The following is a 21,577-nucleotide window of genomic DNA, read 5'->3' on the forward strand; positions in this document are numbered from 1 at the left end:
TGAAGAGCCTTAAATGACCGACTATAAAGCCACGCTAAACCTTCCGGACACCGCCTTCCCAATGAAGGCCGGCCTGCCACAGCGCGAACCGCAGATCCTGCAGCGCTGGGACAGTATTGGCCTGTACGGAAAGTTGCGCGAGATTGGCAAGGATCGTCCGAAGTTCGTCCTGCACGACGGCCCTCCGTACGCCAACGGTACGATCCACATCGGTCACGCACTGAACAAGATTCTCAAGGACATGATCATCCGCTCGAAGACCCTGTCCGGTTTCGACGCGCCGTATGTCCCGGGCTGGGACTGCCACGGCCTGCCGATCGAACACAAGGTTGAAGTGACCCACGGCAAGAATCTGGGCGCGGACAAGACCCGCGAACTGTGCCGTGCCTACGCCACCGAGCAGATCGAAGGGCAGAAGTCTGAATTCATCCGTCTCGGCGTGCTGGGCGACTTCGCCAACCCGTACAAGACCATGGACTTCAAGAACGAGGCCGGCGAAATCCGCGCCCTCGCCGAAATCGTCAAGGGCGGTTTCGTGTTCAAGGGCCTGAAACCTGTGAACTGGTGCTTCGATTGCGGTTCGGCCCTGGCCGAGGCGGAAGTCGAGTACGAGAACAAGAAGTCCTCGACCATCGACGTCGCCTTCCCGATCGCTGACGAGGCCAAACTGGCTGCCGCGTTCGGTCTGCCGTCGCTGGGCAAACCGGCCTCGATCGTGATCTGGACCACCACCCCGTGGACCATCCCGGCCAACCAGGCGCTGAACGTTCACCCGGAATTCACCTACGCCCTCGTCGACATCGGCGACAAGCTGCTGGTGCTGGCTGAAGAGCTGGTCGAATCCTGCCTGACCCGTTACGGCGTCGAAGGCACCGTATTGGCAACAGCACCGGGTTCGGCGCTGGAGCTGATCAACTTCCGTCACCCGTTCTATGACCGTCTGTCGCCGGTTTACCTGGCCGACTACGTGGAACTGGGCGCCGGTACCGGCGTGGTTCACTCCGCCCCGGCCTACGGCGTGGACGACTTCGTGACCTGTAAGAAGTACGGCATGGTCAACGACGACATCCTCAACCCGGTACAGAGCAACGGCGTCTACGTGCCGTCGCTGGAGTTCTTCGGCGGCCAGTTCATCTGGAAGGCCAACCCGGCCATCGTCGAAAAACTCACCGAAGTCGGTGCGCTGATGCACACCACCGTCATCGAACACAGCTACATGCACTGCTGGCGTCACAAGACCCCGCTGATCTACCGCGCCACCGCGCAGTGGTTCATCGGCATGGACAAAGAGCCGGTCAGCGGCGACACCCTGCGCGTACGCTCGCTCAAAGCCATCGAAGACACCAAGTTCGTCCCGGCCTGGGGCCAGGCGCGCCTGCACTCGATGATCGCCAACCGTCCAGACTGGTGCATCTCCCGTCAGCGTAACTGGGGCGTGCCGATCCCGTTCTTCCTGAACAAGGAAAGCGGCGAGCTGCACCCACGCACCGTCGAGCTGATGGAAGAAGTCGCCAAACGCGTCGAAGTCGAAGGCATCGAAGCCTGGTTCAAACTCGACGCTGCCGAACTGCTGGGCGATGAAGCGCCACAGTACGACAAGATCAGCGACACCCTCGACGTCTGGTTCGACTCGGGCACCACACACTGGCACGTCCTGCGCGGTTCGCACCCGATGGGCCACGAGACCGGCCCGCGTGCCGACCTGTACCTGGAAGGTTCGGACCAGCACCGTGGCTGGTTCCACTCGTCCTTGCTGACCGGTTGCGCCATCGACAACCACGCGCCGTACCGCGAGCTGCTGACCCACGGTTTCACCGTGGACGAGTCCGGCCGCAAGATGTCCAAGTCCCTGGGCAACGTGATCGCACCACAGAAAGTCAACGACACCCTGGGCGCCGACATCATGCGTCTGTGGGTCGCTTCGACCGACTACTCGGGCGAAATGGCCGTGTCCGAGCAGATCCTGCAGCGCAGTGCGGACGCCTATCGTCGTATCCGTAACACCGCACGCTTCCTGCTTTCCAACCTGACCGGTTTCAACCCGGCCACTGACCTGCTGCCGGCTGAAGACATGCTGGCGCTGGATCGCTGGGCGGTGGATCGCACCCTGTTGCTGCAACGCGAGCTGCAAGAGCACTACGGCGAATACCGTTTCTGGAACGTCTACTCGAAGATCCACAACTTCTGCGTGCAGGAGCTGGGTGGTTTCTATCTGGACATCATCAAGGATCGCCAGTACACCACCGGCGCCGACAGCAAGGCCCGTCGTTCGTGCCAGACCGCGCTGTTCCACATCTCCGAAGCGCTGGTGCGCTGGATCGCGCCGATCCTGGCGTTTACCGCCGACGAGCTGTGGCAATACCTGCCGGGCGAGCGCAACGAATCGGTGATGCTCAACACCTGGTACGAAGGCCTGACCGAGTTGCCGGAAGGCTTCGAACTGGGTCGCGAGTACTGGGATCGCATCATGGAAGTGAAGGTGGCGGTCAACAAAGAAATGGAAATCCAGCGCGCGGCCAAGGCCGTCGGTGGCAACCTGCAAGCCGAAGTGACGCTGTTCGCCGAAGACGCGCTGACCGCCGACCTGGCCAAGCTGAGCAACGAGCTGCGCTTTGTCCTGATCACCTCGACTGCCACTGTTGCGCCGTTCGTGCAGGCTCCGGCCGATGCGGTGGCCACCGAAGTCAGCGGCCTGAAGCTGAAGATCGTCAAATCCGCCTTCGCGAAATGCGCCCGTTGCTGGCACTGCCGCGAAGACGTCGGCGTGAACCCGGAGCATCCGGAAATCTGCGGTCGTTGCGTGGACAACATCGATGGCGCTGGCGAGGTTCGTCACTATGCCTAATGCCGTTGGCCGTTTTGGACGGCTGAGCTGGCTCTGGTTGAGCTTGCTGGTTCTGGTCATCGACCAGGCCAGCAAGTTCTACTTCGAAGGCAAGCTCGAGATGTTCCAGCAGATTGTGATCATCCCTGATTACTTCAGCTGGACACTGGCCTACAACACCGGCGCTGCCTTCAGCTTCCTCGCGGACAGCTCAGGCTGGCAACGCTGGCTGTTCGCCCTGATCGCGATTGCGGTCAGTGCGGTGCTGGTGGTCTGGCTCAAGCGCCTGGGCCGCAACGAAACCTGGCTGGCCATTGCGCTGGCGCTGGTTCTTGGCGGCGCACTGGGCAACCTTTATGACCGCATTGCCCTGGGCCATGTGATCGACTTCATTCTGGTGCACTGGCAGAACCGCTGGTACTTCCCGGCGTTCAACTTCGCCGACAGCGCCATCACCGTTGGCGCGGTGATGCTGGCACTGGATATGTTCAAAAGTAAAAAAACCGGAGAAACCGTTCATGACTGAACAGGTATTGGCTGAGCAACGCATCGGCCAGAACACGGAAGTCACCTTGCACTTTGCATTGCGCCTGGAGAACGGCGACACGGTCGACAGCACCTTCGACAAAACCCCTGCGACCTTCAAGGTCGGCGACGGCAACCTGCTGCCGGGCTTCGAGGCGGCGCTGTTCGGTTTCAAGGCCGGCGACAAGCGTACGCTGACCGTCGAGCCGGAAAACGCCTTCGGCCAGCCGAACCCGCAAAACGTACAGATCATCCCGCGTTCGCAGTTTGCGGACATGGAGCTGTCGCCGGGTCTGCTGGTGATCTTCAACGATGCGGCCAATACTGAGCTGCCGGGTGTGGTGAAAGAGTTCGACGACGCGCAAGTGACTGTCGACTTCAACCACCCGCTGGCCGGCAAGACGCTGACCTTTGACGTGGAAATCTTCTCCGTCAAAGCGCTGTAATCGCTGTTCTGCAGGAGCCGGCTGACCGGCTCCTGTAATGATCCAATCTTTCGCGCGCAAGACACGAGGCACCGCATGCAAATCAAACTCGCCAACCCCCGTGGCTTCTGCGCCGGCGTGGACCGGGCGATCGAAATCGTCAACCGCGCCCTGGAAGTTTTCGGGCCGCCGATCTATGTGCGTCACGAAGTGGTTCACAACAAGTTCGTGGTCGAAGACCTGCGCAGTCGTGGCGCGATCTTCGTCGAGGAGCTCGATCAGGTACCGGACGACGTCATCGTGATCTTCAGTGCCCACGGTGTCTCGCAAGCCGTGCGCACCGAAGCCGCCGGCCGTGGCCTGAAAGTATTCGACGCCACCTGTCCGCTGGTCACCAAGGTGCATATCGAAGTCGCGAAATACAGCCGTGACGGTCGCGAGTGCATCCTGATCGGCCACGCTGGTCACCCGGAAGTTGAAGGCACCATGGGCCAGTACGACGCCAGCAATGGCGGCGCGATCTACCTCGTCGAAGACGAGAAGGATGTCGCCGAGCTGCAGGTGCACAACCCTGAAAAACTCGCCTTCGTCACCCAGACCACGCTGTCCATGGATGACACCAGCCGTGTCATCGACGCACTGCGTACGCGTTTCCCGGCCATTGGCGGGCCGCGCAAGGACGACATCTGCTACGCCACCCAAAACCGTCAGGATGCGGTCAAGCAACTGGCCGACGAATGCGACGTGGTGTTGGTGGTGGGCAGCCCGAACAGCTCCAACTCCAACCGCCTGCGTGAGCTGGCCGAGCGCATGGCCACGCCGGCCTACCTGATCGATGGCGCCGAAGATCTGCAAAAAAGCTGGTTCGACGGTGTCGATCGGATCGGCATCACCGCCGGTGCCTCCGCTCCGGAGGTGCTGGTGCGTGGCGTGATCCAGCAATTGCAGGCCTGGGGTGCCACCGGCGCCGACGAACTGGCCGGGCGTGAGGAGAACATCACGTTCTCGATGCCTAAAGAGCTGCGCGTTCGCTCGATCTGATCGCTTTATCCTTTCGGCACAGCGCCTGTTCAGCCTTTTGGCTGGTCAGGCGTACGCGACCGGTCGCCGCCAGCACCACCTGGAGCTGGCTGACCGGCTCGCGAGCCGAGCATAGATGTAACGTCCCCGCCTGAAACTTCCGGTCCGGCACCAGTGGCTGGCCCAGGCTGCTGAAGCGTATGTAGCGGCTCACCAGCCAGTTGCCGACAATCGGTATCCGTCCGTCACTCGCCTGCTCGATCAGCAATGGATTAGCGGGATCTCCCGATCCCTTTCCGCTGATATCCAGAATGATCCGCCAGCCCTGGCCCCAGTCACCGTTGATGCCATGAATCACCACGCTCTGATTGCGCGTGATGGCCATGGTCCGGGCATTGCGAATACCGTCGAGCAAAGACTGCGCGGCCTGTTGCCGCCGGTTTGATTCGGTGAAGTCCGCCAGCGCCGGACTGACCAGCGACAGAACAATTGCGCCGATCGCCAGTCCCATAAGCAGTTCGACCAGACTGAAGCCCTGTTGCGGCATGTGCGCGTCCTCCCTGGATTGTGCACAGCGGCGCAATCCGTGCGCCGTTCGCGGTAAATCAACCGGCGCATGCCGGTCGAATGTTCTAGGTTTGTACAGGTATAGCCGACGGCAACGGAGGGCATCGATGGATCATCGTACAAAAGGTTTCACGCTGATCGAGCTGTTGGTGGCGCTCGCGGTGTTTGTGATCCTGATCACGATGGCGGTGCCGGCATTCACCCGTTCGGTGCAGGGCAGCAAGGCCGACACCGAGGTCGGCGACCTGCAACGGGCCCTCAACTACGCAAGGCTCGAGGCGATCAACCGGGGCGTCACCACCCGCTTGCGGCCGAGTGCCGGCGGCACGGTCTGGACCGGTGAACTGTCGGTCTACGACAGTACTGGCACTCCGGCCAATGTATTGCGGGTTGTTCCAGCGATGAGCAGCGGTGCGACTCTGACGCTACCCTCTGGAGTGACCGCGCTGGATTTCAACAATCTGGGCGGACTGGCGGCACCGTCCACGGCGGTGGTCATCAGTTACGTGCTGGGAACGCAAAGCAGGACGCTGAACGTGTGTCTGAACGGACGAATTCAATTGGGTGGAAATTGCGGATGAGGGCAGGGAGCAAGCACGCGCAGGAGGGCATGACGCTGATTGAAGTGCTGGTCGCGTTACTGATTCTGACGGTCGGGTTGCTGGGCGCAGCAGCGGTTCAGCTCAATGCGCTGAAGTACACCGACAGCTCACGGATGACCAGCCAGGCGAGTTTCATCGCCTACGACATGATGGACCGGATCCGCGCCAACTCGGGCGCCGACTACACCGTCACACCGCCGACCACGGGCAATCTGAGTGTCGCCCGGGATCAGGATCTCTACGACTTCACCACCAACATCGTCAATTTCGGCGGACCCACTGCCACCGGCAGCATCACCCTCAATCAGCGCGTGTACACCATCACCATCACCTGGAGTGACGCGCGCGCCGCCAATACGGCCGGTGCAACCCGCAGTTTTGTCCTGACCAGCCGCGCTGCGGTCGATCCGGTGGCTACGCCATGAAGCGCCAAAATCTGGGCTTCGGCCTGATCGAAATGCTGGTCGCCCTGGCGTTGGGCCTGATCGTGGTGCTGGGCGTGGTGCAGATCTTCCTCGCGGCGAAAAATACCTACGTCAGCCAGAACAGTGCCGCCGCCATGCAGGAAGATGCGCGGTTCGTGCTGAGCAAGATGATCCAGGAGCTGCGCATGGTGGGTATGTTCGGCTGCCTGGGCACGATTACCGATTCCAGCTCGGCGGGGGATTTCAATGCGGCCCAGATCACGCCGATCAGCTGGGACAACGCCAACCTCAAGCTGACCCTGGTAACCGCCGATGTCGGTAGCGCGGGCGGGACGCCGACCTGGACCGTGGTCTCCGATTGCCGCAACAGCGCCACCGCTTTTACCGGTGCGCGGGCGGCGGCGACGGGGCAGATCGCGTTTCCGATCCGTCGGCTGGTCTACAGCTTCAGCAACAACCAGATTCTGATGGGCACCGGCAGCGGTAACCCGGCCCAGCAGGTGCTGGTGAACAATGTCAGTGCGTTCACCGTGATGTTTGGTCTGGCGAGTTCCGCGACCGACGTCGCGGCGTCCACCTACAGCGCCAACCCTGGAGATCCGGCGCGGATCCGCAGCGTGCGTCTGAGCCTGACCCTCACTGACCCGAACAACCGGGTCCGCAATCAAACCTTCAACGTGGTTGCCGCCTTGCGCAACCGCTTGCAGTGAGGGACGAGCGATGAACGTTTCTCTCCATCGGCGACGGTTCCAGGGCGGCATGGTGTTGCTGGTCAGTCTGGTGTTTCTGCTGCTCCTGACGGTGATCGGTCTGTCATCGATGCAGAGCGCCAACTTGCAGGAAAAAATGGCCGGCAGCGTGAGCTTGCGCAATCAATCGTTTCAGACTGCCGAGGCGGCGCTGCGCATCGGCGAAAGCGCGGTGCAACTGGACGGCTACGCGCTGGCGGTTTGCGCCAACACAACCCAATGTGCGCCGCCGGCGGAATCCTCGGTGGTCAGCGCGGCGGGGCTCAACTCCACGTCTGGCGTGACCTGGATCGCCGCCGGCAGCGGGTTTTACGGAGTACAGAACATCGGCACGACCCTGACGGCGGTGAATGTGCCGAGCAATACCTCGGCGACGTTGTACCGGGTCACGGCCGTCGGCATCGCCGGCACTTCGCGCAGTGTGGTGGAGAGTGTCTATGCGAAGTACTGAGCGACGCTTCAAATGGCTGTCGCTGCTGCTCGGCATGCTGACCGGGCTTTATCTGGCTGCGCCGGCGTATGCCTTCACACCGTCCGATTCACCGCTGTTGAGCGCGGCTGCCGTGCCACCGAACGTGATATTGATGATCGACGACTCGGGCAGCATGAACAGCATCATCTATGCGACGGGTTTTGATCCGACCGTGGACCGCACGGCGGCCCGCCAGTGCAACGCGGTCATCGGCCTGTGCCTGAGCTCGACCGCCATTACCGGCGATACGATCTTTCTCTCGAGCCTGCCGACCTCCGGCTGCTCCGGCGGCGCCTATGCGTTCTACAACAACAGCCTGACGCCGCTCTGCCTGAAGCTGCCAGATCCGGTGGGCAGCGGCAACACCCGCTACTCGGCGGATTACATTTCCTACGTGGTGAGTCTGGCGATCAACAACGGCACGCGCGACTTCACCACCGGGGCCATTCCCAACGATTACCGGATCAACGTGGCGCGCAACGTTTCCACCGCACTGGTCACCAGCAACCGCAACCTGCGTATGGGCCTGGCGACCTTCAACCCGGCCACCAGCAACAACCCCGGCAACGGTGGTTTCATTGCACGCTCCATCAGCGACCTGTCACCGGTCAGCGGCAGCGTGACCCAGGCCCAGGCCGACACCAACTACAACGCACTGATTTCGTCGATCAACGGCCTGAGTGCGGTGGCCAACACACCTCTGGCCGAGACCTATTACGAAATCACGCGCTACATGCGCGGGATGGCGCCGTACTACAACAGCACGCCGAGCACTTACACCAGCCCGATCCAGTATCGCTGCCAGAAAAACTACGGCGTGGTCATCACCGACGGTTTGCCGACCTACGACCGCACCTTTCCGAGTAACGACCCGCTGGGCGGCAGCCGTTTGCCGAACTGGGACGGCATCAACAATGACGGGAACAACCTGAACGGGGACGGGGAGGGCGATACGCTGTACCTGGACGATATCGCCAAGTTCGCCTTCGATATCGACATGCGTTCCTCCGGCACCGACGCGGCAGGCAAGAGCTGGAATGCGGTGGATTTTCCCAGGCAGAACATGAACACCTACACCGTGGGTTTCACAGCTTCCAACGACATGCTCTCGGACGCCGCCGATTATGGACAGGGCCGCTACTACCAGGCGACCGACAGCGCCGGCCTGAATGCCGCGCTGTCCTCGGCGTTGAGCGATATCACCTCCAAGGCCGGTTCCGGCGGCAGCGGTGTCGCCAGCGGGACGACGCTGGCGAGCGGCACCAGTTATTTCCAGACCAGTTATGACCCCAAGGACTGGCGCGGCACGATCAAGTCCTTTGGCTTCACCTCGGCCGGGGCGGTCAATACTTCGGCGGTGCTTTGGACCACCGACACCGCCATCGTGCCCGGTGCCACTGCGCCGACCTACCAGTCGTGGAACTCCCTGAACAACGCGGCGGTGACGCTGACCTACGGTAATTTCTCTCCGGCCCAGCAGACCGTTCTCAGCCAGGGTTTGCCCACCGGCATTAGCGGCATCGACCTGGTCGAATGGAGCAAGGGCACCAACAAGACCGGACTCAAAGTGCGCAGCGTGTTGCTCGGAGATATCATCAACTCGCCGCTGGTGCTGGCCTCTCCCACGGAAAAAACCGCTTCCGATCTGGCCGGTGACACCACCTATAGCACCTACCTGACCACCAAGGCTTCGAACATGAATGCCAGCCTCGTGGTGAACGCCAACGACGGTTTTGTCAGCGTCATCAACTCGGCCAACGGTACCCGGCGCTATGCCTACATGCCGTCCAGCGTATTGCCCTCGCTACGTCTGATTGCCGATCCGAACTACGTCAACGGCGTCAGTCACAAGTTTCTGGTGGATGGTCAGCTGGGTGTATTCGACGCGCAATTCGGCACGGCGTGGAAAACCCTGGCCATTGGCGGTACGGGGGCCGGTGGCAAGACTTTCTATGGGCTTCAGCTGTTCGACGCCTCGGCGGGCAACGTCATCCGTGCCTTGTGGGAGGTCAGCGCGCCGACAACCGCCAGTACTTCCAACGCTTTCAATGATCTGGGTTACGCCTATGCCCGTCCGGAAGTGGCACGCTTGGCCGATGGTCGCTGGGCGGCGTTCATTGCCAACGGTTACGGCAGCAACTCAGGGGTGGCGGCGCTTTATGTGCTGGATGTGCGTGACGGCTCGCTGATCAAAAAAATCGTCATCGACAGCACGGAAACCACCAACGGTCTGTCCTCGGTGAAGCTGCGGGTCAATTCACAGAATGTGGTGCAGGCCGCGTATGGCGGTGACTTGAAGGGACGGTTGTGGAAGTTCGACCTGAGCGCCACCTCGTCCGACAGCTGGGGCGTGGCGTTTTCCGGCAAGCCGTTGTTCACCACGGCCGGCGGGGCGACTCAGCCGATCACCGCGCAACCGCTGCTGGCGGACAACGCTCTGGGCGGCAAACAGATTTTCGTCGGCACCGGCAAATTCAACGAAACCGCCGACAAGACCAACAAGGATCTGCAGGCGTTCTATTCGGTGTGGGACGCCGATGGCGGGTCGGGCCAGATCACGGTCAGCAGTTTGCAGCCGCAGGCGATTACCGGGGTGTTCTCCGGCAGTACCGGGCAGTTCGTCACCACCAGCCAGAACGACACGACTTATCCGGCGGAGAAGGGCTGGTACCTGCCGCTGGTGTACAACAACGCATTGACCGGCGAACGGGTGATCAATCAGGCCAGTCTGGTACTGGGACGCATCGTGTTCACCACGGCCAGCGTCGATACCACCGACCCGTGTTCCAGTTTCGGTACCGGCAAACTGATCGAACTCGATGCGTTCAGCGGTAAGATGCTCAACTACGCGGTGCTCGACACCAACGCCGATGGCGTGGTCGACAGCAACGACACGATTTCCAGCGGTGTGGTGTTCACCGGCGGTATCCCGACCCTGAACGCCATCGTCAACGGTGCATCACGCAAGGTCGTGAACGATTCCAGTGGCGGTATCACCACTCTGGTGGAAAAATCCGGCGGCGGTAACCGTCGTATCATGTGGCGGCAAATTCAGTAAGCGAGAGTTCGAGGCATGCGCAGATCCAACCGAGGTTTCACCCTGATCGAAATCATGATCGTGATTGCGATCATCGGTATCGTCATCACCATCGGCTATCCGAGCCTCACCGAATACGTGAAGAAGGGCCGCCGTGCCGACGTGGTCAGCAACTTGTCGGAACAGGCACAGATCCTCGAACGCTTCTATTCGAAGAACAACGTCTACACCGGTGTCACCGGGTTGAGCACCGGCAACGATTTCTACACCATCACGCCGACGATCACCGATCAGACCTTCCTGCTGACCGCGACCCGCAAGACGGGCACGGCCATGGCCACTGACAAGTGCGGGGATTTCACCCTCACCAACACCGGTGTCAGAAGCATGAACAACGCGACCACCGGGCTGACCACCAAGGATTGCTGGGGCCGCTGAGCCGCATTATTTCGGGCGCCTTTTGCGCCCACTGTCTTTTTTACGGTTGGATGAAACATGACCAGGCAACAGCAAGTGGTGATTGTCGGTGGCGGGGTGATTGGCCTGCTCACTGCGTACAACCTCGCCTCCGAGGTCGGCAGCGTGGTGCTGCTGGATCGTTCGAACGTCGGCCAGGAATCGTCCTGGGCCGGCGGCGGTATCGTCTCTCCGCTGTACCCGTGGCGCTACAGCCCGGCCGTCACCGCGCTGGCGCACTGGTCGCAGGATTTTTATCCACAGCTGGGCGAGCGGCTTTTTGCCGATACCGGCGTCGATCCCGAAGTGCACACCACCGGCCTGTACTGGCTGGACCTGGATGACGAAGCCGAAGCGCTGGCGTGGGCCGCGCGGGAAAACCGCCCGTTGCGGGCTGTGGATATCTCGGCGGCGCATGATGCGGTGCCGGTGCTCGGTGGCGGATTTTCCCGGGCGATCTACATGGCCGACGTGGCCAACGTGCGCAATCCTCGGCTGGTGAAGTCTTTGAAAGCGGCGTTGCAGGCGCTACCGAACGTGACGATTCACGAGCAGTGTGAAGTCAGCGGTTTTGTCCGCGATGGCGAGCGGGTGGTGGGCGTGCAGGCCTCCACTGGTGTGATCACCGGTGATCAGGTCGTGCTGACGGCGGGCGCGTGGAGCGGCGAATTGCTCAAGACTCTGAATCTTTCCCTACCGGTGGAGCCGGTCAAGGGCCAGATGATTCTCTACAAGTGTGCAGCGGATTTCCTGCCGAGCATGGTGCTGGCCAAGGGGCGTTATGCGATTCCGCGCCGCGACGGGCACATTCTCATCGGCAGTACGCTTGAGCACGAAGGCTTCGACAAGACCCCGACGGACAACGCGCTGGAAAGCCTCAAGGCCTCGGCGGTCGAGTTGTTGCCGGCGCTGGCCGATGCCGAAGTGGTAGGGCATTGGGCCGGGCTGCGACCGGGCTCACCGGAAGGCATTCCTTACATTGGCCGGGTTCCGGGGTTTGACGGCCTGTGGCTGAACTGCGGGCATTACCGCAACGGCCTGGTGCTGGCGCCGGCGTCCTGTCAGTTGTTTGCCGACGTGATGCTGGGACGTGCGCCGATCATTGATCCGGCGCCGTATGCACCGGCCGGACGGATCTGAAGCCATATCAAAAGAACGCAGCCGACACAGGCTGCGCTCTTCTGGTTCTTCAATCCAGCCCCAGTTTCTTGAGCCTGTAGCGCATCGACCGAAACGACAGACTCAACCGCTGCGCCGCCGCCGTGCGATTCCAGCGAGTCTCTTCCAGCGCCTGCAGAATCAGTTTGCGCTCGACGCTTTCCAGATAGTCTTCCAGGTTGTCGATCTGCGTGAGATCGGCAATACCGCCTTCAGCGGTGCCATTACCTTCACTCAGGCGTAAATCCTCAGCCTCGATCGTGCGGTTTTCACACAGGGTGTGCGCCCTTTCAAGCACGTTCTCCAACTCCCGCACGTTGCCCGGAAAACGGTAGTTTTTCAGCGCCTCGAGGGCATGAGGATGAAGACGTGCCGCCGGCTGCCCGGTGCCATTGGCCAGGCGTTTGAGCATATGGCCGGCCAAGGCTTCGATGTCCTCGCGACGTTCGCGCAGGGACGGTACGCGCAGTTCGATCACGTTCAGCCGGTAATACAGATCCTGACGAAAGCGCTCGGCAGCCACCTCAGCGTCGAGGTCCTTGTGCGTCGCGCAGAGGATGCGCACATCGACCACGGTTTCCTGTTGGCCGCCGACGCTGCGCACGGCTTTTTCCTGGATCGCCCGCAGCAGCTTGACCTGCATCGGCAGCGGCAGATCCGCCACTTCATCGAGAAACAGCGTGCCGCCATGGGCCGCCTGGAACAGCCCCGGTTTATCCTCCACCGCGCCGCTGAAGCTGCCTTTGCGGTGGCCGAAAAACTCGCTCTCCATCAACTCGGACGGAATCGCCCCGCAGTTCACCGGCACGAATGGCTGGCTGGCGCGCGGGCCCTGTTCATGAATCAATCGGGCCACCAGCTCCTTGCCGCTGCCGGACTCGCCGCTGATATAGACCGGAGCCTGGCTGCGGGCCAGTTTGTCGATTTGCTTGCGCAGGTTGCGCATCGGCGGTGAATCGCCAAGCAACCGTCGGTCGATCGAAGTGCAGGCATTGCCCGGCGCCGGCATACGCAACGCCGAGCCGACCAGTTCGCGCAGGCGCGTCAGGTCTACCGGTTTGGTCAGGAAGTCGAAAGCTCCAGCCTTCAGGGCGTTGATCGCCGTTTCCAGGCTGCCGTAGGCGGTGATCATCGCCACCGGCAGTTGTGGATAACGTTGCTGGATATGCTGCACCAGTTCCAGGCCGGTGCCGTCGGGCAGACGCATGTCGGTCAGGCAAAGATCGAAGGTTTCGCGGTGCAGCAGCGCCTGGGCTTCATTGAGATTGCGTGCGCTGAAGGTGTCGAGTTTCATCCGTCCCAGGGTGATTTCCAGGAGTTCGCGGATATCCGGTTCGTCGTCGACGATGAGGATTTTTTGCCGTGGGCTCGTGTTCAACTTTGTTTCCGTCCGTGAGCAAAGGTGATGCGAAAGCAGCCGCCGCCTTGGCGTGATTTGAAGTCTAGGCGCGCTTGATTGCTTTCGCACAGCTCACGGGACAGATAAAGCCCAAGGCCGGTGCCCTGGCTGCTGGTGGTAAAGAACGGCTCGAACAGGTGAGTTTGTTGATCCAGCGGCACGCCGGGGCCGTTGTCCTGCACTTCGAGCACGGCCAGCGTGCTTTCGGGGTCGATCAACAGCGTCAGCCAGACTTCCGCCGGATCGTGCAAAAGGGCGCTGTGGCGCCAGCCGTTGCGTAACAGATTGTCGAGAATCTGCGTGAGCTGGCCGGGATCCATCAACGTGCGGAAATCCCCCGGGCCGATGTGCAGGTGAATGTGCTGACGCTCGCCGGCCTGTTCGCGGCTCTCGTTGACGAACTGTTCCAGCCACGGCTTGAGATCCAGCCGTTGCGGTGCGCTCTGCTGGCGGCGGGACAGTTGCAGGACGTTTTCGATGACTCGGTTCATGCGCTGGGAGTGGTCTTGAATGATCTGCGTCAGACGCCGATCCGCGCCGTCGAGTTCCTCGGATTCCTGCAACAGCTGCGAGGCATGACTGATGGCCCCCAGCGGATTGCGGATTTCATGGGCGATACCGGCGGTCAGCCGGCCCAGCGCAGCCAGTTTCAATTGTTGGGCCTGCTGGGCAATCTGGGCGAGGTCTTCGAGAAACACCAGGGTCTGGCGGTTCGGGCTCTGTTCCAGAGCGATGAAACTCGGTTGCAGCTCCAGGCCGTTGCCGGCGATCTTCAGGCTTTGCGGGCGCAGGGTCGGGTTGTTCAGCCACTGTTGCAGGCGTTCGACCAACGCACTCGAGTGCTCGTCGATCAGGTCGCCTTCAAGGTGCGTTTGGCCCAGCAGGGTCTTGGCGCTGTGATTGGCCAGTTGCACCCGGCGTTGTTCGTCGAGCACCAGAATGCCGGTGCGCATGCGTTGCAGGATCAACGCGTTGAGGGCTTCGAGCCCCACCACTTCGCTGGCGCGCTGTTCGGCCAGGTTCTCGCTGACCTCAAGACGGCGCATCAATCCTTGCACCAGCAATGACGCCGCGAAGCATAGGGCGCCGAGGGTGCCGGCCTGCAGATAATCGTTGGCGCTCAGAGGATGGCTGAAACTCAGCAGAAAGCTGAGCCCGACGATGCCGAGGGTGGCGATGGCGGCGATCAGCAAGCCGATACGTCGTCGCAGCAAGGTGTTGCTGATGGCCACCGAGACGATCAGCAAGTTGCCGATCGCACTGGCCACACCGCCGGCCGCATAGAACACGCCGCACAGCAACAGAATGTCGACCAGTGCCAGACCGAACAGCTGGGCCGGGCGGCGGATGTTCTCCAGGAACACCACCAGCAGGATGTTCAGCACCAGGTACAACCAGCTGCCATTGCGCAGCAACTCGTCGTTGGCCGAGGTCAGCAGGCGGTTGTCCATGTTGCTGGAGATCAGCAACACCAGGGTTATGCCGACACTCAAACGGTACAGATGATAGAGGCGCAGCAGTCGCTGGGCCTGTTTGCTGTCGGCGTTGTCGGCCTCAGCGATCACTGGAACCGGGGCCTTGCTCAAGGTGAGCCTGGCTGCAATACCACTGTTGTTGAAGGTTCAGCGCGCGGTCGCGAGGCAGGTGTACGCCGCAGTGGGCGCAGCGCACCATCGGCGCGGCATCCTGTTCGCGAGGCGATCGGGTGGACGAGGCGGGGGCCTTGAATTTGCGCCACAACCAGACAGCAGCGGCGATCAAGGCAATCCAGAACAGTAAACGAAGCATGATGGGCGGCTTTTCGGCTAATGATTCGGCAGTTTAGCCAAGGACCCGACAAGCGCACAGCCCAATCACACGCCGCAATAAAAAGGGAGATCCGAAGATCTCCCTTTTTGGCATCACCGAAGTGATCAGTCGAACAGACCGAAGGTCATGTAGCTGAAGATGGAACGGTCGCTGTCGCTCGACTCCGGTTCCGGCTCTTCGATCACGTCGCCGTTTTCGTCTTTTGGCTTGAGCTCGTTCGGGATCGCGTCTTTCGCGTCCTGGAACTGCTTCTGCACGTCCTGGTTGGCGCGGGTCTCTCCCGGCGGCAGCGGCGGACGGGATTCGATCAGGCCCAGAGTGGCCTTGCTCAGGAACGAACGGTTGTCGGCTTCGGCAACCCGTGGCACGAACTGACCGTCCTGCAGGCTCGGGTGGTTCGGGTAGTTGAGCTTCAGGGTTTCCAGGCTGGTGGCCGCCAGTTCGTCCAGATGCAGACGCTGATAAGCTTCGGTCATCACCGCCAGGCCGTCACCGACCGATGGGGTTTCCTGGAAGTTTTCCACTACGTAACGGCCACGGTTGGCAGCGGCAACATAAGCCTGACGAGTCAGGTAGTAGTCGGCCACGTGGATTTCGTAGGAGGCCAGCAGGTTGCGCAGGTAGATCATACGCTGCTTGGCGTCCGGCGCGTAGCGGCTGTTCGGGTAGCGGCTGGTCAGCTGGGCGAACTCGTTGTACGAGTCGCGGGCGGCGCCCGGGTCACGCTTGGTCATGTCCAGCGGCAGGAAGCGCGCCAGCAGGCCGACGTCCTGGTCGAACGAGGTCAGGCCCTTCAGGTAGTAGGCGTAATCCACGTTCGGGTGCTGCGGATGCAGACGAATGAAACGCTCGGCGGCGGACTTTGCAGCTTCCGGCTCGGCGTTCTTGTAGTTGGCGTAGATCAGTTCCAGCTGCGCCTGATCGGCGTAGCGACCGAACGGATAACGCGACTCCAGAGCCTTCAGCTTGGCTGTGGCGCTGGTGTAGCTGTTGTTGTCCAGGTCCTGTTGAGCCTGCTGGTACAGCTCGGCTTCACTCAGGTTTTCGTCTACGACTTCCTTCGATGAGCAAGCAGCGGTCAATGCGAGGATGGCGATCAGCAGCAGGTGTTTCACTTGCATGGCGGCTTGCGTCCCTATGACGGCCGCTGTCTTGGGCGGGGCCGTCCTGTTATGATGAGCGCCCCGTTGAAAAGCCCCGGGGCAAAAGACGCCGTATTTAACCACAAGCGCGCAGCCGAAACCAAAGGCTGTAGCCGACGCCCAGTCCGAGCATGTCCGATAAAATTGAACTTCGCGCAGAGGTGCCGTCCGAATTGGGCGGCCAACGCCTCGATCAAGTCGCCGCCCAACTCTTCGCCGAGCACTCGCGCTCGCGCCTTTCCGCCTGGATCAAAGAAGGTCGCCTGACTGTGGACGGGGCGGTCATCCGCCCGCGCGACATCGTTCATGGCGGTGCCATCCTTGAGCTCACTGCCGAGCAGGAGGCCCAGGGTGAATGGGTCGCTCAGGACATCGAACTCGACATCGTCTATGAAGACGACGACATTCTGGTGATCAACAAGCCTGCGGGCCTGGTGGTGCACCCGGCTGCCGGTCACGCTGATGGCACCTTGCTCAACGCCTTGCTGCACCACGTGCCGGACATCATCAATGTCCCGCGCGCCGGTATCGTGCATCGTCTGGACAAGGACACCACCGGTCTGATGGTGGTGGCCAAGACCATTCAGGCGCAGACCAAACTGGTCGCGCAGCTGCAAAGCCGCAGCGTCAGCCGGATCTACGAGTGCATCGTGATCGGCGTGGTGACGGCCGGTGGCAAGATCAACGCCCCGATCGGCCGCCACGGCCAGCAGCGCCAACGCATGGCAGTGATGGAAGGTGGCAAGCCGGCCGTCAGCCACTACCGCGTGCTGGAGCGCTTCCGCTCCCACACCCACGTACGGGTGAAGCTGGAAACCGGTCGTACCCACCAGATTCGCGTGCACATGTCGCACATCAACTTCCCGTTGGTCGGCGACCCGGCGTACGGCGGTCGTTTCCGCATTCCGCCGGCCGCGAGCCAGACCATGGTCGAATCCCTCAAGCACTTCCCGCGTCAGGCCCTGCACGCTCGGTTCCTCGAGCTGGATCACCCGACCACCGGTGAGCGCATGAGCTGGGAATCGCCGCTGCCGGAAGATCTGGTGTGGTTGCTGACCCTGCTCAAGCAGGATCGCGAGGCATTCGTCGGATGAACTGGCTGACGCCGGACTGGCCCGCGCCGGCCAGCGTCAAGGCCTGTGTCACCACCCGCGAGGGCGGCGTCAGCGAGGCGCCGTTCGACAGCCTCAATCTGGGCGATCACGTCGATGACCGCCCTGAGGCCGTCGCCGAAAACCGTCGGCGCCTGACCGAACACTTTTCTATTAAGCCTGCCTGGTTGCAGCAAGTGCACGGGATTGCCGTGGCGCATGCTGATCCGTCTGTGGTGGCCACGGCGGATGCCAGCTGGACGGCAACGCCCGGTATCGCTTGTGCGGCGATGACTGCCGACTGCCTGCCGGCGCTGTTCTGCGACCGTGCCGGTACTCGCGTCGCGGCGGCTCATGCCGGTTGGCGTGGATTGGCGGCTGGCGTGCTGGAAGCCACCCTCGACAGTCTGGATATGCCCGCCGAAGAGGTACTGGTCTGGCTCGGCCCGGCCATCGGCCCGCAAGCGTTCGAAGTCGGCCCGGAAGTCCGGGAAGTCTTCATCAATCAATTGCCCGAAGCCGAGACAGCCTTTGTCCCGAGCCACAACGCCGGCAAGTTCATGGCCGACATCTATAAGCTGGCGCGGCTGCGTCTGGCGGTTCGTGGTGTCACCGCTGTTTATGGCGGCGGTTTCTGTACCGTGACCGATCCTCGCTTCTTCTCTTATCGCCGTGCATCGCGCACTGGTCGCTTCGCCTCCCTCGTTTGGCTCACCCGCTAGACTTGCCTGATCTGCATCACACCTCTGACGCTTGAATCTTCCAGAATCGACCGCATCTATAGCGGTATCTGGCAGGTTTCTTTATTCAGGATGGTTTTTAGGTCCGGCCTGCTCAAAAGGAAGGTGACCCATGCGTATAGACCGTTTAACCAGCAAATTGCAGTTGGCGTTGTCCGATGCCCAATCCCTGGCTGTCGGCCACGATCATCCGGCCATCGAGCCGGCGCATTTGATGCAAGCCATGCTCGAACAGCAGGGTGGTTCGATCAAACCCCTGTTGATGCAGGTGGGCTTCGACGTCAACAGCTTGCGTAAAGAGCTGACCAAAGAGCTCGATCAATTACCGAAAATCCAGAACCCGACCGGCGACGTCAACATGTCGCAGGATCTGGCGCGTCTGCTCAACCAGGCCGACCGTCTGGCCCAGCAGAAGGGCGACCAGTTCATTTCCAGCGAGCTGGTGCTGCTCGCCGCGATGGACGAGAACAGCAAGCTCGGCAAGTTGCTGCTCGGCCAGGGCGTAAGCAAAAAAGCCCTGGAAAATGCGATCAACAACTTGCGCGGTGGCGAAGCCGTTAACGACGCCAATCACGAAGAGTCGCGTCAGGCGCTGGATAAATACACCGTCGACCTGACCAAGCGCGCCGAAGAAGGCAAGCTTGACCCGGTGATCGGCCGTGACGACGAAATCCGTCGCACCATTCAGGTTCTGCAACGCCGCACCAAGAACAACCCGGTGCTGATCGGCGAGCCTGGCGTGGGTAAAACCGCGATTGCCGAGGGTCTGGCCCAGCGCATCATCAACGGCGAAGTGCCGGATGGCCTGCGCGGCAAGCGTCTGCTGTCCCTCGATATGGGGGCGCTGATTGCCGGTGCCAAATATCGCGGCGAGTTCGAAGAGCGCCTGAAAGCGCTGCTCAACGAGCTGTCGAAGCAGGAAGGGCAGATCATTCTGTTCATCGACGAACTGCACACCATGGTCGGCGCCGGCAAGGGCGAAGGCTCGATGGACGCTGGCAACATGCTCAAACCGGCGCTGGCACGTGGTGAGCTGCATTGCGTCGGCGCAACCACGCTCAATGAGTACCGCCAATATATAGAGAAGGACGCGGCCCTCGAGCGGCGCTTCCAGAAAGTGCTGGTGGACGAGCCGAGCGAAGAAGACACCATCGCGATTCTGCGTGGCCTCAAGGAGCGTTATGAGGTTCACCACAAGGTGGCGATCACTGACGGCGCGATCATCGCGGCGGCCAAGCTCAGCCATCGCTACATCACTGACCGGCAACTGCCGGACAAGGCGATCGACCTGATCGACGAAGCGGCCAGCCGCATCCGCATGGAGATCGACTCCAAGCCGGAAGTGCTGGATCGTCTGGAGCGGCGCCTGATTCAACTGAAAGTCGAATCCCAGGCGCTGAAGAAAGAAAGCGACGAAGCGGCGATCAAGCGCCTGGAAAAACTCCAGGAAGAAATCGTCCGTCACGAGCGTGAGTACTCGGATCTGGAAGAAATCTGGAACTCGGAAAAAGCCGAGGTGCAGGGTTCTGCACAGATTCAACAGAAGATCGAACAGTCCCGTCAGGAACTGGAAGCCGCGCGCCGTAAAGGCGATCTGAACCGCATGGCCGAGTTGCAGTACGGGGTGATCCCGGATCTGGAACGCAGCCTGCAAATGGTCGACCAGCACGGCAAGAGTGAAAACCAGTTGCTGCGCAGCAAGGTGACCGAAGAGGAAATTGCCGAAGTCGTTTCGAAGTGGACCGGTATTCCGGTGTCGAAAATGCTCGAAGGCGAGCGCGACAAGCTGATGAAGATGGAAAGCCTGTTGCATCAACGTGTGATCGGCCAGGACGAAGCGGTGGTGGCGGTAGCCAACGCGGTGCGGCGTTCCCGCGCCGGGTTGTCCGATCCGAATCGCCCGAGCGGCTCGTTCATGTTCCTCGGCCCGACCGGTGTCGGTAAAACCGAGCTGTGCAAGGCGCTGGCCGAATTCCTCTTCGACACTGAAGAGGCGATGGTGCGGATCGACATGTCCGAGTTCATGGAGAAACATTCCGTGGCCCGGCTGATCGGTGCGCCACCGGGCTACGTCGGCTACGAAGAGGGCGGTTATCTGACCGAAGCGGTACGGCGCAAGCCTTACTCGGTGATCCTGCTGGACGAAGTCGAGAAGGCGCACCCGGACGTGTTCAACATCCTGCTGCAAGTGCTGGAGGATGGTCGGCTGACCGACAGCCACGGCCGTACGGTGGATTTCCGCAATACCGTGATCGTCATGACCTCCAACCTTGGTTCGATGCAGATCCAGGAACTGGTCGGTGATCGTGAAGCGCAACGGGCAGCGGTGATGGATGCGATTTCCACCCACTTCCGTCCAGAGTTCATCAACCGGGTTGACGAAGTGGTGATCTTCGAGCCATTGGCGCGGGATCAGATCGCGGGCATTACCGAGATCCAGCTGGGCCGTCTGCGCAGCCGTCTGGCCGAGCGCGAGCTGAAGCTGGAGCTGAGCCCGGAAGCGATGGACAAGCTGATTGCCGTCGGCTACGACCCGGTCTATGGCGCACGGCCGCTGAAGCGGGCGATCCAGCGCTGGATCGAGAACCCGTTGGCACAGTTGATCCTGTCGGGACGTTTCCTGCCGGGCGAGACCGCAACCGGTGTGGTGGAGAACGACGAGATCACGTTCAACTGACGCTCGACGGTGATGAAGTAATGAAGGCCTCGCAATGCGAGGCCTTTTTTTTCGCCAGGCTGTTGAACTCAAAGGAAAAGGCTTGTAAAGTGCGCCCCGCAGTCAGTCACCAACACGGTTTCAGCTCACTGGGCAGAAATCTGAAATAAGTTGCAAATCATTAACTTGAAAGCAATTTAGGGGGTTGACAGAGGTGTTCTAGGTTGTAGAATAGCGCGCCTCAGACACACGAACGCAGCGATGCGAAAACGATGTCGAGAAGCTGTAAGTTTCACCGTTGTAAATTGAAATATGTAGTTCCGTGATAGCTCAGTCGGTAGAGCAAATGACTGTTAATCATTGGGTCCCAGGTTCGAGTCCTGGTCACGGAGCCAATTTCAAGCCGGGGTATAGCGCAGTCCGGTAGCGCGCCTGCTTTGGGAGCAGGATGTCAGGAGTTCGAATCCCCTTACCCCGACC

General features: G+C 61.2%; 19 protein-coding genes and 2 tRNA genes. 16 read left to right on the top strand and 5 right to left on the bottom strand.

The genetic code is table 11. The features are described 5' to 3' along the window. Nucleotides 1-13 precede the first annotated feature (13 nt). The 4 genes from ileS (at nt 14) to ispH (ending at nt 4,815) form a co-directional block, all read left to right on the top strand. Nucleotides 14-2,845: an isoleucine--tRNA ligase gene (gene ileS / locus AC1Q9F_RS20800; protein ID WP_492620724.1), complete on the top strand. Its 2,832-nt coding sequence runs from the start codon at nt 14-16 to the stop codon at nt 2,843-2,845. Beyond that, nucleotides 2,838-3,350, top strand: a complete 513-nt coding sequence (gene lspA / locus AC1Q9F_RS20805; protein WP_007959539.1) for a signal peptidase II — start codon at nt 2,838-2,840, stop codon at nt 3,348-3,350. The genes ileS and lspA overlap by 8 nt, the downstream gene beginning before the upstream one ends. 7 nt (nt 3,351-3,357) lie before the next feature. Further along, a complete protein-coding gene (gene fkpB / locus AC1Q9F_RS20810) occupies nt 3,358-3,795 on the top strand; it encodes an FKBP-type peptidyl-prolyl cis-trans isomerase (protein WP_207986266.1) in 438 nt (145 codons plus the stop codon). A 75-nt stretch (nt 3,796-3,870) separates the two neighbouring features. Next, complete coding sequence (gene ispH / locus AC1Q9F_RS20815; RefSeq protein WP_492620723.1) at nt 3,871-4,815, top strand: 4-hydroxy-3-methylbut-2-enyl diphosphate reductase; 945 nt, start codon at nt 3,871-3,873, stop codon at nt 4,813-4,815. Here the strand turns inward: ispH and AC1Q9F_RS20820 are convergent. Further along, the gene (locus AC1Q9F_RS20820; RefSeq protein ID WP_492620722.1) at nt 4,787-5,341 is read right to left on the bottom strand and encodes a GspH/FimT family pseudopilin; all 555 of its coding nucleotides are present in this window, start codon (nt 5,339-5,341) and stop codon (nt 4,787-4,789) included. The two genes, ispH and AC1Q9F_RS20820, sit on opposite strands and share 29 nt — an antisense overlap. Nucleotides 5,342-5,468: 127 nt before the next feature. Between AC1Q9F_RS20820 and AC1Q9F_RS20825 the strand changes: the two genes are divergently transcribed. From AC1Q9F_RS20825 to thiO, 7 genes are read left to right on the top strand one after another with little or no spacing between them, the layout of a single operon-like run. Beyond that, nucleotides 5,469-5,942: a GspH/FimT family pseudopilin gene (locus AC1Q9F_RS20825; protein WP_492620721.1), complete on the top strand. Its 474-nt coding sequence runs from the start codon at nt 5,469-5,471 to the stop codon at nt 5,940-5,942. Beyond that, the gene (gene pilV, locus AC1Q9F_RS20830) at nt 5,939-6,388 is read left to right on the top strand and encodes a type IV pilus modification protein PilV (RefSeq protein ID WP_207983973.1); all 450 of its coding nucleotides are present in this window, start codon (nt 5,939-5,941) and stop codon (nt 6,386-6,388) included. Before AC1Q9F_RS20825 ends, pilV begins: the two co-directional genes overlap by 4 nt. Next, nucleotides 6,385-7,098, top strand: coding sequence for a PilW family protein (locus tag AC1Q9F_RS20835; protein ID WP_492620720.1), 714 nt, complete (start codon nt 6,385-6,387; stop codon nt 7,096-7,098). The genes pilV and AC1Q9F_RS20835 overlap by 4 nt, the downstream gene beginning before the upstream one ends. Before the next feature lie 10 nt (nt 7,099-7,108). Further along, nucleotides 7,109-7,588 (top strand): pilus assembly PilX family protein, encoded by a 480-nt coding sequence (locus AC1Q9F_RS20840; protein WP_492620719.1) that lies wholly within the window; start codon nt 7,109-7,111, stop codon nt 7,586-7,588. After that, on the top strand, nt 7,575-10,667 hold the full coding sequence (locus AC1Q9F_RS20845) for a pilus assembly protein (RefSeq protein ID WP_492620718.1): 3,093 nt from the start codon (nt 7,575-7,577) through the stop codon (nt 10,665-10,667). The genes AC1Q9F_RS20840 and AC1Q9F_RS20845 overlap by 14 nt, the downstream gene beginning before the upstream one ends. Nucleotides 10,668-10,682: 15 nt before the next feature. Next, nucleotides 10,683-11,084, top strand: coding sequence for a type IV pilin protein (locus AC1Q9F_RS20850; RefSeq protein WP_039771691.1), 402 nt, complete (start codon nt 10,683-10,685; stop codon nt 11,082-11,084). A 57-nt stretch (nt 11,085-11,141) separates the two neighbouring features. Next, entirely contained in the window at nt 11,142-12,242 is a 1,101-nt protein-coding gene (thiO, locus tag AC1Q9F_RS20855) for a glycine oxidase ThiO (RefSeq protein ID WP_492620717.1), read from the top strand. Between the two features lie 49 nt (nt 12,243-12,291). Here the strand turns inward: thiO and AC1Q9F_RS20860 are convergent, their stop codons facing one another. The 4 genes from AC1Q9F_RS20860 to AC1Q9F_RS20875 form a co-directional block, all read right to left on the bottom strand. Then, a complete protein-coding gene (locus tag AC1Q9F_RS20860; RefSeq protein ID WP_492620716.1) occupies nt 12,292-13,638 on the bottom strand; it encodes a sigma-54-dependent transcriptional regulator in 1,347 nt (448 codons plus the stop codon). Then, on the bottom strand, nt 13,635-15,224 hold the full coding sequence (locus AC1Q9F_RS20865) for a sensor histidine kinase (protein ID WP_492620804.1): 1,590 nt from the start codon (nt 15,222-15,224) through the stop codon (nt 13,635-13,637). The genes AC1Q9F_RS20860 and AC1Q9F_RS20865 overlap by 4 nt, the downstream gene beginning before the upstream one ends. Further along, nucleotides 15,214-15,447, bottom strand: a complete 234-nt coding sequence (locus AC1Q9F_RS20870) for a PP0621 family protein (RefSeq protein ID WP_039771683.1) — start codon at nt 15,445-15,447, stop codon at nt 15,214-15,216. The genes AC1Q9F_RS20865 and AC1Q9F_RS20870 overlap by 11 nt, the downstream gene beginning before the upstream one ends. 125 nt (nt 15,448-15,572) lie before the next feature. Beyond that, complete coding sequence (locus AC1Q9F_RS20875) at nt 15,573-16,589, bottom strand: outer membrane protein assembly factor BamD (RefSeq protein WP_179693698.1); 1,017 nt, start codon at nt 16,587-16,589, stop codon at nt 15,573-15,575. A 152-nt stretch (nt 16,590-16,741) separates the two neighbouring features. On the opposite strand from AC1Q9F_RS20875, the gene rluD reads away from it, so the two are divergent. The 5 genes from rluD (at nt 16,742) to AC1Q9F_RS20900 (ending at nt 21,575) form a co-directional block, all read left to right on the top strand. Further along, nucleotides 16,742-17,704, top strand: a complete 963-nt coding sequence (gene rluD, locus AC1Q9F_RS20880) for a 23S rRNA pseudouridine(1911/1915/1917) synthase RluD (protein ID WP_192562443.1) — start codon at nt 16,742-16,744, stop codon at nt 17,702-17,704. Next, nucleotides 17,701-18,423, top strand: coding sequence for a peptidoglycan editing factor PgeF (gene pgeF, locus AC1Q9F_RS20885; protein ID WP_207983967.1), 723 nt, complete (start codon nt 17,701-17,703; stop codon nt 18,421-18,423). The genes rluD and pgeF overlap by 4 nt, the downstream gene beginning before the upstream one ends. 130 nt (nt 18,424-18,553) lie before the next feature. Further along, nucleotides 18,554-21,118, top strand: a complete 2,565-nt coding sequence (gene clpB / locus AC1Q9F_RS20890; protein ID WP_007959569.1) for an ATP-dependent chaperone ClpB — start codon at nt 18,554-18,556, stop codon at nt 21,116-21,118. Between the two features lie 298 nt (nt 21,119-21,416). Beyond that, a tRNA-Asn gene (locus tag AC1Q9F_RS20895) sits at nt 21,417-21,492 on the top strand. Nucleotides 21,493-21,501: 9 nt separating this feature from the next. Further along, a tRNA-Pro gene (locus tag AC1Q9F_RS20900) sits at nt 21,502-21,575 on the top strand. Nucleotides 21,576-21,577 lie beyond the last annotated feature (2 nt).

Source organism: Pseudomonas sp. GW823-FHT04A03, from assembly GCF_058796615.1.

What these genes read in the sequence shown, in the direction of transcription:
- ileS (WP_492620724.1), top strand. Translation starts at nt 14, where the DNA reads ATGACCGACTATAAAGCCACGCTAAACCTTCCGGACACCGCCTTCCCA.
- lspA (WP_007959539.1), top strand. Translation starts at nt 2,838, where the DNA reads ATGCCTAATGCCGTTGGCCGTTTTGGACGGCTGAGCTGGCTCTGGTTG.
- ispH (WP_492620723.1), top strand. Translation starts at nt 3,871, where the DNA reads ATGCAAATCAAACTCGCCAACCCCCGTGGCTTCTGCGCCGGCGTGGAC.
- AC1Q9F_RS20820 (WP_492620722.1), bottom strand. Translation starts at nt 5,341, where the DNA reads ATGCCGCAACAGGGCTTCAGTCTGGTCGAACTGCTTATGGGACTGGCG.
- AC1Q9F_RS20825 (WP_492620721.1), top strand. Translation starts at nt 5,469, where the DNA reads ATGGATCATCGTACAAAAGGTTTCACGCTGATCGAGCTGTTGGTGGCG.
- pilV (WP_207983973.1), top strand. Translation starts at nt 5,939, where the DNA reads ATGAGGGCAGGGAGCAAGCACGCGCAGGAGGGCATGACGCTGATTGAA.
- AC1Q9F_RS20835 (WP_492620720.1), top strand. Translation starts at nt 6,385, where the DNA reads ATGAAGCGCCAAAATCTGGGCTTCGGCCTGATCGAAATGCTGGTCGCC.
- AC1Q9F_RS20840 (WP_492620719.1), top strand. Translation starts at nt 7,109, where the DNA reads ATGAACGTTTCTCTCCATCGGCGACGGTTCCAGGGCGGCATGGTGTTG.
- AC1Q9F_RS20845 (WP_492620718.1), top strand. Translation starts at nt 7,575, where the DNA reads ATGCGAAGTACTGAGCGACGCTTCAAATGGCTGTCGCTGCTGCTCGGC.
- AC1Q9F_RS20850 (WP_039771691.1), top strand. Translation starts at nt 10,683, where the DNA reads ATGCGCAGATCCAACCGAGGTTTCACCCTGATCGAAATCATGATCGTG.
- thiO (WP_492620717.1), top strand. Translation starts at nt 11,142, where the DNA reads ATGACCAGGCAACAGCAAGTGGTGATTGTCGGTGGCGGGGTGATTGGC.
- AC1Q9F_RS20870 (WP_039771683.1), bottom strand. Translation starts at nt 15,447, where the DNA reads ATGCTTCGTTTACTGTTCTGGATTGCCTTGATCGCCGCTGCTGTCTGG.
- AC1Q9F_RS20875 (WP_179693698.1), bottom strand. Translation starts at nt 16,589, where the DNA reads ATGCAAGTGAAACACCTGCTGCTGATCGCCATCCTCGCATTGACCGCT.
- rluD (WP_192562443.1), top strand. Translation starts at nt 16,742, where the DNA reads ATGTCCGATAAAATTGAACTTCGCGCAGAGGTGCCGTCCGAATTGGGC.
- pgeF (WP_207983967.1), top strand. Translation starts at nt 17,701, where the DNA reads ATGAACTGGCTGACGCCGGACTGGCCCGCGCCGGCCAGCGTCAAGGCC.
- clpB (WP_007959569.1), top strand. Translation starts at nt 18,554, where the DNA reads ATGCGTATAGACCGTTTAACCAGCAAATTGCAGTTGGCGTTGTCCGAT.